The 16,218-nt window shown below is 41.8% G+C and carries 17 protein-coding genes; 3 read left to right on the plus strand and 14 right to left on the minus strand.

Features of this window, described 5'->3' with window-relative positions; translation table 11 throughout:
* Nucleotides 1-112 precede the first annotated feature (112 nt).
* Together IGJ26_RS09730 and IGJ26_RS09735 are read left to right on the plus strand one after the other, a co-directional pair.
* Complete coding sequence (locus IGJ26_RS09730) at nucleotides 113-1,213, plus strand: M24 family metallopeptidase (protein ID WP_061054258.1); 1,101 nt, start codon at nucleotides 113-115, stop codon at nucleotides 1,211-1,213.
* Between the two features lie 54 nt (nucleotides 1,214-1,267).
* Entirely contained in the window at nucleotides 1,268-2,146 is an 879-nt protein-coding gene (locus tag IGJ26_RS09735) for an NAD-dependent epimerase/dehydratase family protein (RefSeq protein WP_034878512.1), read from the plus strand.
* Nucleotides 2,147-2,228: 82 nt separating this feature from the next.
* Here IGJ26_RS09735 and IGJ26_RS09740 read toward each other — a convergent pair whose 3' ends face one another.
* From IGJ26_RS09740 to hprK, 6 genes are all read right to left on the minus strand, one after another.
* A complete protein-coding gene (locus IGJ26_RS09740) occupies nucleotides 2,229-2,909 on the minus strand; it encodes a YtxH domain-containing protein (RefSeq protein ID WP_194199651.1) in 681 nt (226 codons plus the stop codon).
* A gap of 14 nt (nucleotides 2,910-2,923) precedes the next feature.
* Complete coding sequence (locus tag IGJ26_RS09745) at nucleotides 2,924-3,349, minus strand: DUF948 domain-containing protein (RefSeq protein WP_005235398.1); 426 nt, start codon at nucleotides 3,347-3,349, stop codon at nucleotides 2,924-2,926.
* A gap of 160 nt (nucleotides 3,350-3,509) precedes the next feature.
* Nucleotides 3,510-4,427: a UTP--glucose-1-phosphate uridylyltransferase GalU gene (galU, locus tag IGJ26_RS09750; protein ID WP_008378473.1), complete on the minus strand. Its 918-nt coding sequence runs from the start codon at nucleotides 4,425-4,427 to the stop codon at nucleotides 3,510-3,512.
* Nucleotides 4,428-4,444: 17 nt separating this feature from the next.
* The gene (locus tag IGJ26_RS09755) at nucleotides 4,445-5,473 is read right to left on the minus strand and encodes an NAD(P)H-dependent glycerol-3-phosphate dehydrogenase (RefSeq protein WP_008378474.1); all 1,029 of its coding nucleotides are present in this window, start codon (nucleotides 5,471-5,473) and stop codon (nucleotides 4,445-4,447) included.
* Between the two features lie 75 nt (nucleotides 5,474-5,548).
* Nucleotides 5,549-6,379, minus strand: a complete 831-nt coding sequence (lgt, locus tag IGJ26_RS09760) for a prolipoprotein diacylglyceryl transferase (protein ID WP_005235390.1) — start codon at nucleotides 6,377-6,379, stop codon at nucleotides 5,549-5,551.
* Between the two features lie 14 nt (nucleotides 6,380-6,393).
* Entirely contained in the window at nucleotides 6,394-7,329 is a 936-nt protein-coding gene (hprK, locus tag IGJ26_RS09765) for an HPr(Ser) kinase/phosphatase (protein WP_194199652.1), read from the minus strand.
* 157 nt (nucleotides 7,330-7,486) lie between these two features.
* Between hprK and IGJ26_RS09770 the strand changes: the two genes are divergently transcribed.
* On the plus strand, nucleotides 7,487-9,187 hold the full coding sequence (locus IGJ26_RS09770) for a M3 family oligoendopeptidase (RefSeq protein WP_194199653.1): 1,701 nt from the start codon (nucleotides 7,487-7,489) through the stop codon (nucleotides 9,185-9,187).
* Nucleotides 9,188-9,250: 63 nt separating this feature from the next.
* Here the strand turns inward: IGJ26_RS09770 and IGJ26_RS09775 are convergent, their stop codons facing one another.
* From IGJ26_RS09775 to pstC, 8 genes are all read right to left on the minus strand, one after another.
* The gene (locus IGJ26_RS09775) at nucleotides 9,251-9,610 is read right to left on the minus strand and encodes a phage holin family protein (RefSeq protein ID WP_005225788.1); all 360 of its coding nucleotides are present in this window, start codon (nucleotides 9,608-9,610) and stop codon (nucleotides 9,251-9,253) included.
* Nucleotides 9,610-9,918, minus strand: a complete 309-nt coding sequence (locus tag IGJ26_RS09780) for a PspC domain-containing protein (protein ID WP_086332457.1) — start codon at nucleotides 9,916-9,918, stop codon at nucleotides 9,610-9,612. The genes IGJ26_RS09775 and IGJ26_RS09780 overlap by 1 nt, the downstream gene beginning before the upstream one ends.
* A gap of 49 nt (nucleotides 9,919-9,967) precedes the next feature.
* Nucleotides 9,968-11,530: a daptomycin-sensing surface protein LiaX gene (gene liaX / locus IGJ26_RS09785; protein ID WP_016612240.1), complete on the minus strand. Its 1,563-nt coding sequence runs from the start codon at nucleotides 11,528-11,530 to the stop codon at nucleotides 9,968-9,970.
* Nucleotides 11,531-12,055: 525 nt separating this feature from the next.
* Nucleotides 12,056-12,733, minus strand: a complete 678-nt coding sequence (gene phoU, locus IGJ26_RS09790) for a phosphate signaling complex protein PhoU (protein WP_008378477.1) — start codon at nucleotides 12,731-12,733, stop codon at nucleotides 12,056-12,058.
* 11 nt (nucleotides 12,734-12,744) lie between these two features.
* Entirely contained in the window at nucleotides 12,745-13,503 is a 759-nt protein-coding gene (gene pstB, locus IGJ26_RS09795; RefSeq protein WP_005235379.1) for a phosphate ABC transporter ATP-binding protein PstB, read from the minus strand.
* 31 nt (nucleotides 13,504-13,534) lie between these two features.
* Complete coding sequence (gene pstB / locus IGJ26_RS09800) at nucleotides 13,535-14,341, minus strand: phosphate ABC transporter ATP-binding protein PstB (RefSeq protein ID WP_005225783.1); 807 nt, start codon at nucleotides 14,339-14,341, stop codon at nucleotides 13,535-13,537.
* A 13-nt stretch (nucleotides 14,342-14,354) separates the two neighbouring features.
* Nucleotides 14,355-15,239 carry a phosphate ABC transporter permease PstA gene (pstA, locus tag IGJ26_RS09805; protein WP_008378478.1) on the minus strand — a complete coding sequence of 295 codons (885 nt, stop codon included), beginning with the start codon at nucleotides 15,237-15,239 and terminating at the stop codon, nucleotides 14,355-14,357.
* Nucleotides 15,239-16,159, minus strand: a complete 921-nt coding sequence (pstC, locus tag IGJ26_RS09810) for a phosphate ABC transporter permease subunit PstC (RefSeq protein ID WP_005235375.1) — start codon at nucleotides 16,157-16,159, stop codon at nucleotides 15,239-15,241. The genes pstA and pstC overlap by 1 nt, the downstream gene beginning before the upstream one ends.
* Nucleotides 16,160-16,218: the final 59 nt, after the last annotated feature.

Raw genomic sequence — 16,218 nt, forward strand, 5'->3', positions numbered from 1 at the left:
CGTTTTAATTTTGTTTTCATGAAAACTTAGCAATTTCCTACTTTCCCCACCCCTATTCTCTTCGAAAGCATGATAAAATAGAAAAATAATACTTGAAAGAAGGTTTTTTCAAATGAATGATAAAAAAATCAATGAGTTAAATGGCTGGCTGAAAACCACTGGCGCCGATGTTGCCTATATTTCTAATCCAGCAACGATCGCTTATTTTTCCGGTTTTAAAAGTGAACCTCATGAACGGGTTCTTGCTTTGTTTGTCGCACCTGGAAAAGATCCCTTTCTTTTCACACCAGCTCTGGAAGTAGAAGAAGCAAAAAATAGCGGTTGGCCCTTTGACATTATCGGCTATCTCGATAGTGAAGACCCTTGGGCGAAAATCTGTCAGGAATTGAACTCTCGTTACGAGGTTTCATCCTTGGCACTAGAAAAAAATGACCTTTCCGTCGAGCGCTATGAAGCATTGAAACGGTTCTTGCCAAAAACCGATTTTTCTTTAGATGTGACCCCGGTGATTCAAAAAATGCAATTAACAAAAACCGCGTCTGAGATTGACACCTTGCTAGAAGCCGGCAACTGGGCAGATGTTGCTTTTGAGGTTGGGTTTGCTGCCATCAAAGAAGGCGTTAGTGAAATGGAAATCGTGGCAGAAATTGAGTACGAGTTGAAAAAACGTGGGGTTTCCCATATGTCCTTCGATACGACCGTATTAGCTGGTGCCAATGCAGCAAGTCCTCATGGCGTACCTGGGGATCGCAAAGTGACTGCTAATGAACTCGTCTTATTTGATTTAGGAGTCATCTGGAAAGGGTATTGCAGCGATGCAACCAGAACGGTTGCCTATAAAGAACCGACTGCATTACAAAGAAAAATTTATGACATCGTCTTAGAGGCGGAATTGGCCGCTCAAGCAGCAGTTAAACCTGGGATCACTGCAGGAGAATTAGATAAGATCGCTCGTGATGTGATTACGGGTTATGGCTATGGCGACTACTTCAACCATCGTTTAGGTCATGGCATCGGGACCACGGTTCATGAGTTCCCCTCTTTGATCACTGGCAATGATTTAGTGATTGAAGAAGGCATGTGCTTCTCTATCGAACCAGGGATTTATTTGCCAGATCAAGTCGGTGTTCGTATTGAAGATTGCATCTATGTCACTGCAGATGGCTGTGTACCATTTACCAAAACTGCAAAAGAATTGTTGATTTTATCTTGATTCTTTTAATGAAACGGCGCAATATGTTGGAATTACATGAAAAGGAGTGTTCTTATGAGTAAAAAAGTGTTAGTTTTAGGCGGCACGCGTTTTTTCGGTAAATATTTGGTCCAATCTTTAGTGGATCAAGGCTGTGATGTCACGATCGCTACCAGAGGGAAGACGACTGATTCTTTTGGCGATCAAGTCAACCGACTTGTCTTTGATCGCACGGATGAAGAAAGTATCAAAACGACGTTGACACAAGAAACCTATGATGTTATTTACGACAATATTGCTTATACTTCCAACGACATTGAGATTCTACTGCGTCATGTCACACCCAAACGCTACATTGTCACTAGTTCGATGTCTGCCTATCATGAACTGCACTTCGATTTGAAAGAAACGGATTTTGACCCTGCCAAAGAAGCGGTCAAAATTGTCTACTCTGAGGAAGTCAATTATGCTGAAGGCAAACGAACCGTTGAAGAGATTCTTACCCAAAACTACAGTCAGATTCCGTCCGTTTTTGTCCGCTTTCCTTACGTGATCGGTGCAGATGATTATACAAAACGTTTTGCCTTTTACATCGACCATCTGATAAAGCAAAAGCCAATGGCTGTCGATAATCTAACGCATCAAATGGGCTTTGTCGATGCTGAAGAAGCTGGCCAATTTTTAGCGTTTTTAGGTACCAGCTCTTTCACCGGACCCATCAACGGTGCGTCAAAAGGCACGATTTCTTTAGAAGAAGTGCTGCAATACGTAACGGAAAAAACCGGTCTTTCCCCGCTCTTTTCAGAAACAGGTGATCAAGGCCCTTACAATGGTACACCTGTTTATTCGATCAATGTTGCTCTCGCTGAGGGAATTGGGTTTCCATTCAGTCAACTGCGGGATTGGATCTATCAACTTTGCGATTGGGAAATCACCCAAGCATCAAACGAATAGCTACTGAAGTCACAAAAAACGTTCGCCGATTTAACTGGCGAACGTTTTTATCTTTTAAAGCAATCAAATTTTGTACCCTTGCTTATGCTTCAGGATTGTTTTTTTCTAATGTATCTTTTAATTCTTCTTTGGCATCTTCCAAGTCAGCTTTAGCTTCTTTTGTTTCTGCTTTCGCTGTTTTTTTTGCATCATCCGCTGCTTTTCCAGCTTCTTTTTTCAAATCAGCTGCGGCTGCTTGACCGTCTTTTTTGGCTTCTTCAACTACAGGTTTTGCTTCTTGTGCCCCTTCTTTGATGGTTTGTTTCATATCCGCTGCAGAAGATTTTGCATCAATGATGATATCTTGGACTGTATCATCTGCATCTTCTTTGGCATCTTTCGCTGTTTCTTTCACATCGCTTGCTGATTTTTTGAAGCGTTCTGATAGGTCACCTGCTTGTTTCTTTAACTCTTCAACGGTTTCTTCTGATGAACCAGCTGCTGTTTCTTTTAAGTCATCGACTTTCGCTGTTAAAGAACCGGTAAAGTCAGATGCTTGCTCGCTTAATTTTGCTGCTTTATCTTTAGCGATATCGACAAGATCCGTACTTCTTTCTTTGGCTAAATCACCATAATCAGATGCTTTATCTAATAAATCGTCTGCTTGTTTTGCTAATTTATTTCTTAATGTTTTACCAGATTCTGGCGCCAACAAAAGTGCTGCTGCTGCTGCCGCTGTTCCTCCGATGATTGCTCCTAATAAAAATCCGCCTTTTTTACTCATTGAAAGTCCTCCTTTTATTTTTGGTTATTTTTGTCTTTGAAAAATTTCATGGCTGTTTGACCGACTTTTCCAGCTACCGTTGCTTTGGCAGTGGTCCGGCCAAGACTACCCACGCGCGTAATTAAATTTTTTCCAGAAACATTTAGTTCTGAAACACTGGTACTTAGATCTGCAACTGCTGTGAACAAAGGATCGATGGTTGCGACTTTTCCGTTCACATCTTGTAAAAGCTCATTCGTTTTTACCAAAAGACCTTCAACCTCTTTTGAAAGAATATCAACGTCTTTGGTAATGACACGGATGGTTGTGTTTGCTTCTTCGACCGTTTTGTCTACTTTGGTCATTGTCTTGCTGACTTGCATCAACAAACGAACGACGAAAATGACCAATACGACAAATGCGATCGCAGCAATCAATGCAGCTAGTTCTCCTCCTGACATAGAATGGCTCCTTTCCCCATTTACTTATATTAAGAATAGCATTTCACTGCACTTTCTACAAATAAAAGACTGCATTTTTAAGAAAATTATCCGCTTTCAACAGGAAATAATAAAAAAACAAAGCAATTTCATCAGAAATTGCCTTGTTTAGGAGTTTTTGTTATTTTTTTGACTCTTTCGGTGCTTCTTTGACTTCTTTTTGAGCCGGAGCTAGTTCTTTTCCTAACTCGATCAAATACTCTTTCAAGTTGTCCTTGACTTCAGGGTGTACTAAACCATACTCAATACTTGTTTTTAAGAAACCAAATTTGTCTCCTACATCGTAACGCTTGCCGGTAAATTGATGAGCAAACACGCGTTGGGTTTTGTTTAATGTGTCGATGGCATCCGTCAATTGGATCTCGCCGCCAGCACCAGGTTCCTGATTGGCTAAAATATCAAAAATTTCAGGGGTCAGCAAGTAGCGACCAATAATTGCTAAATCACTTGGCGCATTTTCTGGCGCTGGTTTTTCAACAAAGTTTTTGACATTGAACAAACCTTTTTCAACTTCCATACCAGGATCAATGATTCCGTATTTTGATGTATCTTCATGAGGAACATCCATGACAGCGATCGTTGATGCATGCGTTTTTTCATAATTATCGATCAGCTGTTTCGTCAATGGCACTTGATCTTCCATCAAGTCATCACCTAGCATGACTACAAACGGTTCATTTCCGACAAATGCCCGAGCCTGTAATACGGCATGGCCTAATCCTTTCGGATGAGATTGGCGAATGAAATGCAGATTTACGTCAGTTGTTTCTTCCACTAATTTCAAAAGCTCTGTCTTGCCTTTTTCTTTTAGATTCATCTCTAATTCTAAATTGGCATCGAAATGGTCTTCGATCGGACGCTTTGCTTTTCCTGTTACGATCAAAATATCTTCGATCCCTGATTGTAAAGCTTCTTCCACAATAAATTGGATCGTTGGTTTGTCAACGATCGGCAACATTTCCTTTGCCATTGCCTTTGTAGCTGGTAAAAATCGGGTACCTAGACCGGCTGCTGGGATAACTGCTTTTTTGACATTCATGTGACTCGCTCCTTTAATCATAATGATTGATCTACCGTAAATTCGTTTTCTTCTTTGCCGTCTCGCAGCATAATATCTTTAGCTGCTTGCTTGATGTCTTTGCCTTCATACAAGACCGAATAAATCGTTTCTGTGATTGGCATTTCCACTGACAAAGCTTCTGCTAATTCGCGGGCAGCTTTGGTGGTTGAAACTCCTTCAACGATCATGCCCATATTGTCTAACACTTCGTCTAAGCTATGGCCTTTTCCTAATAGGTTTCCGGCACGCCAATTCCGCGAATGGACACTGGTACACGTGACGATCAAATCGCCAACACCACTCAATCCGATAAAGGTTAATGGATTTGCACCCATTGCCACACCGAGACGACTGATTTCTGCTAACCCACGGGTCATGATCGCAGCCTTCGCATCATCCCCAAAGCCCAGTCCAGCAATCGCTCCGGCACCAATAGCGATGATGTTTTTCAGCGCGGCGCCAGTTTCGACACCGATCACATCGTTATTGGTGTAGATTCTAAAGTAATCATTCATAAATAGCTCTTGTACATATTTAGCAGCCGATTCATTTTCTGAAGCTGCCGTGATCGTGGTAATATCATGGACAGCGACTTCTTCGGCATGTGATGGTCCTGACAGGACAACGATTTCTTGCCGTTTATCGGCTGGGATCTCTTCGGCAAGTACTTCTGAGATTCGTTTATGACTGCCTTGTTCTAATCCTTTTGAGGCATGGATGATGACTGGTTTACCGGTTGTCTTCTTAGTGAATTCTTGTGCCACGGCACGAATCGCTTTGGTTGGTACTACAAACAAGACAGCATCTGCCCCTTGGATCGCCTCTTCTAGATTTTTGCAGCCTAAAATATTTTCAGGTAATTTCAAATCAGGCAAATAATGCCGATTGGTATGATACGTATTGATTTCATCGATTTGGGCGGGATTGTTGCCCCAAATAGTCACTTCATGTCCGTTTTCAGACAAGACTTGTGCCAAAGCAGTCCCCCATGATCCGGGACCTAAAACGGCGATTTTCTGTTTCACTATGGAAACCTCCTCTATCCTTTTCGCAAATTCATGCACTTTATCATTTTACCATAATTTCGATAAAATAACTGTTTAGATAATCGTTTGGTTTTTGCCAAAGCTGCGATTGTAGTCTTTTAAAGTTTGGTTTTTCCGACGCCAGATCAATAGCCCAATCGCTCCAAAGAATAATAAAGCGGAAAGTGCTTGTGACACACGGATATCCCCAAATAAGTATAAACTATCGGTGCGCATTCCTTCAATAAAGAAGCGTCCGAACCCATACCAAATTAAGTAGCTCAAGAAAACTTCGCCTTCTTTTAATAACCCAGTTTTCTTGCGCAAGAAAATCAAAACGATAAATCCGATCACATTCCAAACCGATTCATAAAGAAACGTCGGCTGCCGATACGCTTCGTCGATATACATATTATCGATAATAAATTTCGGTATATACAAACTTTCTAAGAAGGAGCGGCTGACTTCTGCTCCAAATGCTTCATGGTTCATAAAGTTGCCCCAACGCCCGATGCCTTGTGCCAATAGGACACTTGGTGCGGCGATATCTAAAAAGGTCCAGGGAGAAATAAAATTTCGTTGGCAGAAAAAGTACAGCCAAATCCCCCCGGCGATCAATGCACCATAGATAGCGATCCCACCAGACCGAATATTGAAAATTTGACTTGGGTCATCAATATAGTATTGCAAGTCAAATAGAATATAATAAAGCCGTGCACCAATGATCGATACTGGCAATCCAATCAACATAAAATCAGTCACATCATCTGGCTTGAGCCCGACACGAACCGCCTCTCTCGTGCTTAACCACATAGCAATGATCACGCCTGATACGATAATGATCGCATACCAATAAATCGGCAAACCAAATAGTTCAAATGCGACTCGATTTACTAAACCTAACATCTATCTTATCCTCTCTAGTTTCCAGAATTTTCTTCGATCAATTGCGTCAATCGATTTTCAAAGGTCTTCGTTGCATCATAACCCATCGTTTTCGCCCGGAAATTCATGGCAGCAACTTCGATAATGATCGCAACATTTCGACCAGTTTTTACGGGGATTTTGATTTGTGGTACATCAACGCCACCAATTTCAACCGTCGTATCATCGGTTCCTAGTCGATCATACTTTTTGTCTTTCGCCCAAGCTTCTAAATACACCGCTACTTGAACCTGCATATACCCTCGTACGGCACTGGCACCAAAAAGATTCATGACATCGATGATCCCGATTCCCCGGATCTCGATCAAGTGTTGCAAGATTTTCGGCGGTTCCCCCACCAAAGTCAATTCATCTTGCTTATACACATCCACACGGTCGTCAGCGATCAACCGATGCCCACGTTTGATCAACTCTAATGCTGTTTCGCTTTTACCAATTCCGCTATCGCCTTGGATCAAAACGCCCAAGCCATAGACATCCACTAATACCCCATGGACACTGGTTCTTGTTGCTAAACGCCCATCGAGAAAACTAGAAAGCTCTCCTTGCAGACGTGACGTTGAGATGGGCGAACGTAGAATCGTAATCTCATGTTCTTTGCAGGCTTGAAGCATTTCTGCTGGTACTTCCAAGCCGCGAGAAACAATAAATCCCGGTGTATCATCGGCACACATTTTGCGCATCACCATCAAGCGTTCTTCTGGCATCATTCGTTCCGCAAAGGTGATCTCTTTGCTGCCGAATAATTGCAGACGATCATGGGAATAGTAATTAAAATAACCCGTCAATTCCAAACCAGGTCGGGAAATATCGCCGGTAATGATTTCTCTTTCTAAACTGTTTTCAGTTCCTTCAACTATCTCTAAATTTAAAGCCTCCGCCAGCTCGCTGACTTTGACGGTTTCTGCCATAGGTTTTCCCTCTTTTCTCAATGATTCTTGCCGCTGCTTCTTGTAAACGACACTCTGGTTCTATTTTATCATTCTATCAGTAAAGTTACTACCTTCGCCAATAGAAGTCCTCATTCTTTTTCGTTTGTGTTATTATTTTACTAAGGAGGGATTTTTAATGAAATTTTCAGCATACACGTATCAACGCCCTGATTTTCCAGTCTATCAAGAAACATTCAAAAAAGCATTAGCAAACCTTCAGTCAGCCGATACCTTCTCGGAGGCGAAGCAAGCTCTTGATGCTTTGAACGAACTAAGAGGAACGATCGATACCGCAATGAACTTGGCTTCGATCCGTTATTCGATCGATACCAACGATGCCTTTTATGAAACAGAAGACACTTTCTGGAATGAATACCAGCCTCATTTTGAAGCTCTGGATTTTCAATTCTATCAAGCACTCTTGGCTTCACCGGTCTTAGATGAATTAAAAGCCGAATATCCAGAAACACTTTTCTTGTTTGCCGAAAGCCGCGTGAAGCTTTTTGATGATGCCTTGATCGAATTGTTTCAAAAAGAAAACCAATTGGCTTCCGATTACAGCAAATTGGTCGCTTCTGCCCAAATCGACTTCCAAGGAGAAACCTATACCCTCGCACAACTGCGACCATTTACCGAAAATAAAGATCGCAGCGTTCGTAAAGAAGCGTTTGAAAAGCAAACGGCTTTCTTCACGGAAAATGAAGACCGTTTTGATCAAATTTATGACGAGATGGTCAAGGTTCGTACCGAGATCGCCCACAAGCTCGGCTTTGAAAATTACGTCGCCTTTGCGGATACCCAAATGAATCGTTGGGACTATGATCGTTCAATGATCGAGACCTATCGTCGGGAAATTTTAGAAAAAGTCGTCCCAATTACCCAAAAGCTGTACCAAAGACAGGCGCAGCGTAATCAATTGACTCAGGCAACCTTTACCGACTTGCCACTTGTTTATCCTAGTGGTAACGCAGAGCCTAAAGGAACTCCTGAAGAACTAGTAGAAAAAGCCCGTGTGATGTATCAGGAACTATCCCCTGAAACTGGCGAATTTTTTGATTTTATGGTCGAGCATGACCTACTTGATCTACTAAGCAAAAAAGGCAAACAATCTGGCGGCTACTGTACCTTTATCCAAGACTATCAAGCGCCATTTATCTTTGCCAACTTTAACGGTACTTCGGGCGATGTCGATGTTTTGACCCACGAAGCTGGCCACGCCTTTCAAGCCTTTCGCTCTCGTTGGATCAAAGAACCGGAAATTCTCTTTCCCAATTATGAATCTTGCGAGATCCATTCAATGTCGATGGAGTTTATCGCCTGGCCATGGATGGATGCCTTTTTCGAAGAAGAAACAGAAAAATACAAATTTGCGCATCTTGCTAGCAGCCTGCAATTTCTGCCTTATGGCGTTTTAGTGGATCACTTCCAACAAGAGGTTTATGAGCATCCTGAATGGACCCCATCACAGCGCAAAGCCCGTTGGCGGGAATTAGAGCGCCAATACTGTCCAGAACGGGATTATTCAGAGTATCCAGACCTTGATCGTGGCTTGTATTGGTTCAGACAGGGGCATATTTTTGAATCACCTTTCTACTATATCGATTACACATTGGCACAAGTGTGTGCGTTCCAATTTTGGTATCGATTCATCGTGGCAAAAGACGAAACCGCTTGGCAAGATTATTTGGCCATTTGCGAAGTCGGCGGCACGAAAACATTTCTTGAGATCCTGGCTCTGGCTCATCTACGTTCACCTTTTGAAAAAGGAGCGCTTGATGAAACGTTACAGGCAGTAGATACGTATCTGTCAGCCATCAAAGAAGAACAGTTAAACTAAAAAAAGACGTTTCCGTTTCTCCACTAGCTTCGTAGCTAGTAGGAGAAAACGTGAAACGTCTTTTTAACGTGAATATTTTTCGATATGGTGTTCGGTCACGATCATATTGATCACTGACATGATCAGTGCCACTAATAAAGCAGCCCCAAACGAGGAAAAGCCGAAGTTGGCTGACCCAACAAAATACGAAGTCAAATTCAGCATGAGCGCATTGATCACAAAGGTGAAAAACCCAAGCGTCAGTAAAGTCAATGGAAATGAAATGACGATCAGAATTGGTTTAATCAAAGCATTCAGGATCGACAGTACAAAACTGGCGATCACTGCAGTCATAATACTTTGAACGTGGATCATATTTGGTAATAGAACCGCCAATGTGACAAACGTCAGTGTATTCATGATAAGCCGTTGAAAATAAGACACTAGAAGTCACTCCAGTCCTCATCCTCTACCTTTTCCGCTTCTTTACGGGGACGATTTGCTTCATTGTATTTGTTTTGTTTGTAATATCGATTGTCATGACCATATCCTGAGGTGCTCTTGCGTCCTGAAGGAATCAAGACCGCCATGATGATATATAAAGTGATTCCAGGAAACGCAGCAGTCACTAAAGATAGAAAGACATAGATCACGCGAACGATAGTTGGATCAATTCGTAAGTATTCTGCCAGACCCCCTAGAGTCCCTGTAATGACAACGTTATTGGCTGATTTTGTTAATTTTTTGTTCATTTATCTACACCTTCCTTCTTTTCTTTAATGAGTGTATACTCAACTATTCTTATTTATCTGTATCTTTGATAAAGACATTTCCTGTTGTTGTGGATAGATCGATTTGTGCGACTTTATCGGCAACCCGACGGAATTGCAATAGTTGGTTTAGGCGTTCTTTTTTCTCCCGTACAACTTCCATCTCACTTAAGCGATTGTTAATGCTACCTAAACTTGTTTTGGCGATCCCTTCAAAACCGATCCCTGCAGGTAATGCTACTTTAACATTGCCATTTACAGAGCTGGCGTTTAATTTTTGGACCGTTTCTTCTTTGTAGGTCACACGGATATTGCCGTTTACTAAAGAAATACCGGTGTTTTGTGGTGTGGCTGTCAACGTCACGTCGCCATTCACTGTTTCGATGATGGCATCTAAAATCTCACCCTCTTGAACAGTGATCGTTCCATTCACGCCTTCAATCTCTAACATCGATGCGTTTACTTTGCGGAAATCGATATTGCCATTTGTTGATTTTGTATAAACATCTTTTGCATCCAATTCATTGAATGTAACATTTCCGTTCAATAGTTTTACTGCCACATGATCATAGGTACGTTTTGGTAAATAGAAAACCAGATCGGCACGAATGCGTTTGTTTGGAATTTGGAAGGAGATGCGTTCATCATCGACATTGATTTGGCTTCTTGCTTCAAAAGCATCGAAAGGCTCCGCCGCATCCATTTTACCATATAGTTTGATTTTGGCATCTACTTTGACACCTGGTTCATCCCATAATTGGAAGGAAACATTGCCGTTGGCTAACTTCACATCGATCAATGTCGCTGCCGTTTCGTCATAGCTGAATGTGTGTTCAAATTTCGTCGCTGCAACACCGGGAACTTTCAAGTTGATATCTTTCCATTCCATGTTGTCGTTAACAGAATCCGTTACTGCTCGAACCGTTTTCTTCAAGAAGTGTCCGAAGTGGGTGCTGGCATCGACCATTTTTTCACTTACTTGATTGATAGTATCGGTCGCTTGCTCTTTCCAATCTTCTGGAATATCTAATTTTTGAGAGATTTTCTCTTTCGTTTGAGACCATTGGTCTTTGCGAATATTTTTTAGTTTTGCTTCCAATTCTGCTTTTTCTTCGGTTAAGCCATCTAACGTTTCTTCTAAGCCAGTAATGGTCGCTTCTGTTTCATGACGTGTTGCCAATTCCTCTTCTGACAATTGATCCAATTCTTCTTTGGTATTCAATTGCATCAGAGTTTCTTGCGCTTCTTTTAATTCTTCTTTGACGCCAAGAATTTCAGCATTGATTTCGTCCAACTCAGCAGATGCTTGGTTGGCTTCCGTTGCTAAGCCATCAAGAATCTTTTCAAGATTTTCTTTGTCTTGCGCTTCGTTTTGACGAAGTTTTTCTTCGCCGTCAAACGTGAACATCTCATCGTCATTTTCAGTATCATCAAATGGGCTTGTCGCATTCTTATCCGCGGTTACCTCAGCAGCAGCTTTGTTAATTTGTTTTTCGTCTTTGGCTTTTGCCATACCTTCTAGTAAATCTAAGGCTTCTTCTGTAGAAAGCACACCTTTTTTTACTAGATCCAATATACGTTCTCTTTCGTTCATGGAAATTGCCTCCTTCAGCAAATGTGTGATTGCAAGTTTAGCTTACGAACCTATTATGCCTTGTTTTTGCAAAAGTGTCATAGGTCTTAAGTACCAAGTTTTTCTCAATCTGCAGATTGGCAAGCAGAACCGGCACTTTTCTTCATTACTTTAGGCACAAAACGATCTTCCTTATCTTAACAGTACCACGAAAAACCATTGGAAACAAAAGTTTCAGCTAATAGCAGCCTTGAGGAATAGGCCTGCTAGAGTAAATGATCTATTGTTCATTTCACTGCGGGTCGGGGATGAAAAGAGCAGAAGGTTCAACTTGAAAAATTCGGGTACGATAGAATCGATTTCCATTGTCCATCTTTAGGGAAGCCATTTTATAATTTGTCTATCTTGTTCACGTCATCTATTTCAGTGATTCTTCCAAATCAAAAAGACCGCCGAGAGAAGTTACTCCTTAAAGGTCAACTTCTTTCGGCGGTCTGTCCCATCTCTTTTAAAAGAGATAAGTGATCAAGAACCTAAGCTGGTTTCTTAAATCATTTCCGTACGGTTTGTATTCAATTCACTGATTTTCCCAGTAGCAAGATACACGATCCATTCACAAATATTCGTTACGTAGTCACCGATACGTTCTAAGTACTGTGCAACAGATAAATAATCGGTTCCACTAACAACGGTTTCCGGATTTTCTTTCATACTCTCGATCGTTTTGTAATAGATGTCTTTGTAATACTCATTGACCCGATCATCCATTTGGGCAATCATACGGGCATCTTCTTGGTCAGTTTTTACATAGGCAACTAAAACATTATCGACCATTTTCTTCACATAATCCGACATATCAGAAATTTCTTTTTCGATTTCGGCGATCCGTGTTTCACCTTTGACCCGAATCGTTGACTTCGCGATCGATACTGCATGGTCTCCCATTCGTTCCAAGTCAGAGCTGGCTTTCATTACAGTAATGATCATTCGTAGATCGGTGGTTACTGGTTGTTGCAAAGCAATCATTTCAAAGCTCTTTTTCTCCAAACGAACTTCCATATTGTTGATCGCCAAATCATTTTCAATCACTTCTTGAGCAATTGCTTTATCATGTCTGACATATGCTCGTACGGATTTGTGGATCGCGCTGCTGACTAGCATCCCCATCTCATAAAATTGATTGTGTAGATTTAATAATTCTTCTTCAAACTGTGTACGCAACATCCCTTTTCCTCCTAACCAAATCTTCCTGAGATATAATCTTCTGTTTCTTTTTTGCTTGGACTTAGGAACACTTTTTTCGTGTCATTAAACTCGATCAAGTTGCCGTCCAAAAAGAACGCGGTTTTATCTGAGATTCTTGAAGCTTGTGACATGTTGTGAGTCACGATGATCATGGTATAGCGTTCTTTCAGTGCCAAAAGGGTATTCTCGATTTTCCCAGATGAAATTGGGTCTAACGCACTGGTTGGTTCATCCAGCAAAATGATTTCTGGATCGACAGCCAATACCCGAGCGATGCATACCCGCTGCTGTTGTCCACCGGATAAAGATAGCGCACTTTGGTGAAGCTTATCTTTGACATCTTCCCAGACAGACGCTGCTTTCAAGCTTTCCTCTACCGTCTTATCAAGAATCGCCTTGTCCGTGACTCCTTTTAATTTTAACCCATAAATCACATTTTCGTAAATTGAAAAGGGAAATGGATTCGGTTGCTGAAAAACCATCCCGATTTCTTTACGCAAATCAACGATGTCTTGCTTCGGACTATAAATGTCTTTCCCTTTATAGACAACACTTCCTGTAATTGTCACACCAGGGATCAAATCATTCATTCGATTAAGAGAACGCAAGTAGGTCGATTTCCCACAACCTGAAGGACCGATCATCGCAGTGATCTCGCCTTTTTTGATGGAAAGGTCGATTCCTTTTAATGCTTCTTTTTTTCCGTAGTATAAATGCAGATCTTTCGATGTAATAATTTCTTCTGCCATTGTTTTGCCTCCGTTTACTGATCGAATCGGCTCAGCCAAAATGACCGGATACGTAATCTTCTGTTGCTTTAATTTTTGGACGAGTAAATATCTTACGGGTCTCATCGTACTCGATCGCATTTCCTAAGTAGAAAAAGGCGGTATAATCGCTGATCCGAGCAGCTTGCTGCATGTTGTGGGTCACGATGATGATTGAATAGTCGTTTTTCAAGTTGATAAGAGTTTCTTCCACTGTCCCGGTTGAGATGGGGTCAAGGGCACTAGCTGGTTCATCTAGAAGCAAAATATCTGGTTTCATCGCAATTGCTCGAGCGATACACAGACGTTGCTGCTGTCCACCGGACAATGCCAAAGCACTTTTGTCTAAGCTGTCCTTTACTTGATCCCAAAGTGCGGCTTGTTTCAAGCTGGTTTCGACTGCTTCATCCAATTTCTTTTTGTTTCTTTCTCCATGACGTCGCAAAGCAAAGGCGATGTTGTCATAGATCGATTTACTGAAAGGGTTTGGTCGTTGGAAAACCATGCCGATCCGCTTACGCATTTCGAAGACATCGACTTCTTTCGTGTTCACGTCGACCCCTTTGTACATGATGTTTCCTGTGACTCTCGTATTTGCGATTCCGTCATTCATTCGATTCAAGGAACGCAGATACGTTGATTTTCCGCAACCAGAGGGACCGATCAATGCGGTGATTTTATTCTTTTCAAATTGTAGATCAATGCCTTTGATGGCTTCATTTGATCCATACCATACATGCAAGTCAGTGGTATAAAGCGCCACATCTTCTGGTTTATCGAAGGTAATGATATTTCGATCATCCCAATTGTAATCGTTCATACTGTCATTCTCCTTATGCTGACGTCATTTTCTTGTACAACCGTTTGCCAGCTGCACGGGCGCCAAAGTTAAATAGCAAGACGGCAATGATCAATACTGCCGAAGCTCCAGCTGAAACTTGTGCGCCATCAGGCATCGTGCCCTCTGTATTGATTTTCCAAATATGGACTGCCAGCGTCTCCGCTTGTCGGAAAAGACCGATCGGGCTGGAAACACTCAATGGATTCCAGTTTGTAAAATCAAGGGCCGGTGCACTTTGTCCTGCAGTATAGATCAGCGCTGCCGCTTCACCAAAAATCCGACCAGAACTTAGAATGACCCCAGTCAAAATCCCTGGTGTTGCTTCTGGAACAATGATGCGTGTGACCGTTTCCCAACGTGACAAACCAAGAGACAAGCCTGCTTCACGTTGCGTGTAATGAATTGCTTGAAGTGATTCTTCTACATTTCTCGTCAATAGTGGCAAATTGAAGAAGGTCAATGCCAAGGCACCAGAAATAATTGAAAAGCCATAACCAAACTGAATAACAAAGACTAAGAAACCAAAGAGACCGACAACCACTGAAGGCAGTGAGCTCAAAATCTCGATCGATGTCCGAATGATATCCGTTAACCAGTTTTTCTTTGCATACTCTGATAAGTAGATCCCCGCTCCTAAAGAAATCGGGAAGCTAATGATCATTGTTACTAAAAGCAAGTAAAGGGAATTGAACAATTGGATGCCGATCCCGCCGCCTTCTTGATACGCTTTTGAAGAAGAGGTCAGAAATTCCCAGCTAATGTGAGGAACCCCCCGAACCAAAATGTACAGTAATAAGGAAGCCAAAATCAAAACAATGATTCCAGCAACGGCATACAAGACGCCGGTAGCAATTTTATCTGAACGTTTTGCATTCATTATTTCAAGGCTCCTTTCTTCCCAATAAAGCGAATAACAATGTTAAATAGTAAGGACATCAATAACAAGATCAAGGCTAATGACCATAAAACATTATTTTGGACTGTCCCCATGATCGTATTTCCGATACCCATCGTTAGGATAGAAGTCAATGTTGAAGCTGGTGTCACTAAGCTAGTTGGCATCAATGCCGCATTACCAATAACCATTTGAATCGCCAATGCTTCACCAAACGCCCGCGCCATTCCAAAAACAACCGCTGTTAAAATACCAGGAACAGCTGCTCGTAAAACAACTTTGTAAATCGTTTGCCAGCGAGTCGCACCTAAAGCTAACGAAGCTTCACGATAATGCCGTGGAACTGCCCGCAAAGCGTCGACAGTCATCGTAGTCACTGTCGGTAAGATCATGATAAACAGGACAAACGTCCCTGCCAAGATCCCAAAACCAGTACCGCCAAAAACGGAGCGGACTGCTGGTACAACGACAGACAAACCGATGAATCCATAAACAACTGAAGGGATACCGACTAAAAGTTCGATGACCGGCTGCAAGATCTTCTCTCCATTACGAGGTGAGATTTCTACCATAAAGACGGCTGCACCGATGGCAAAAGGTGTTGCCACGATCGCTGATAAGAACGTTACGAAGAACGATCCTAGAATCATCGGCAAGGCACCAACTAACGGTTGTCCATCAGGTCCCACAGCACTCGGATTCCATTGGGTACCAAACAAAAAGTCAAACACATTGACTTTGTCTACAAAGAATGTCGCTAATCCTCGGCTAGCAACGAAATAAAAAATGGAGATCACAACCAAAACAATCAACGCGATACAAAGAAAACTGATTAGTTTTCCTCTTTGTTCCATTCTTGCGCGCTTAGATTTTTTTGTTAACACTTCTTTTACATTTTCCACGAGGGTTCCTCCTCAAAAATCAAACTAAACTCATAACCATTAGTTTATCGGTTCAACAT

It is taken from the genome of Enterococcus sp. AZ095a, assembly GCF_050546735.1.
In the GTDB taxonomy this organism is placed as follows: Bacteria; Bacillota; Bacilli; order Lactobacillales; family Enterococcaceae; genus Enterococcus_D; species Enterococcus_D entomosocium.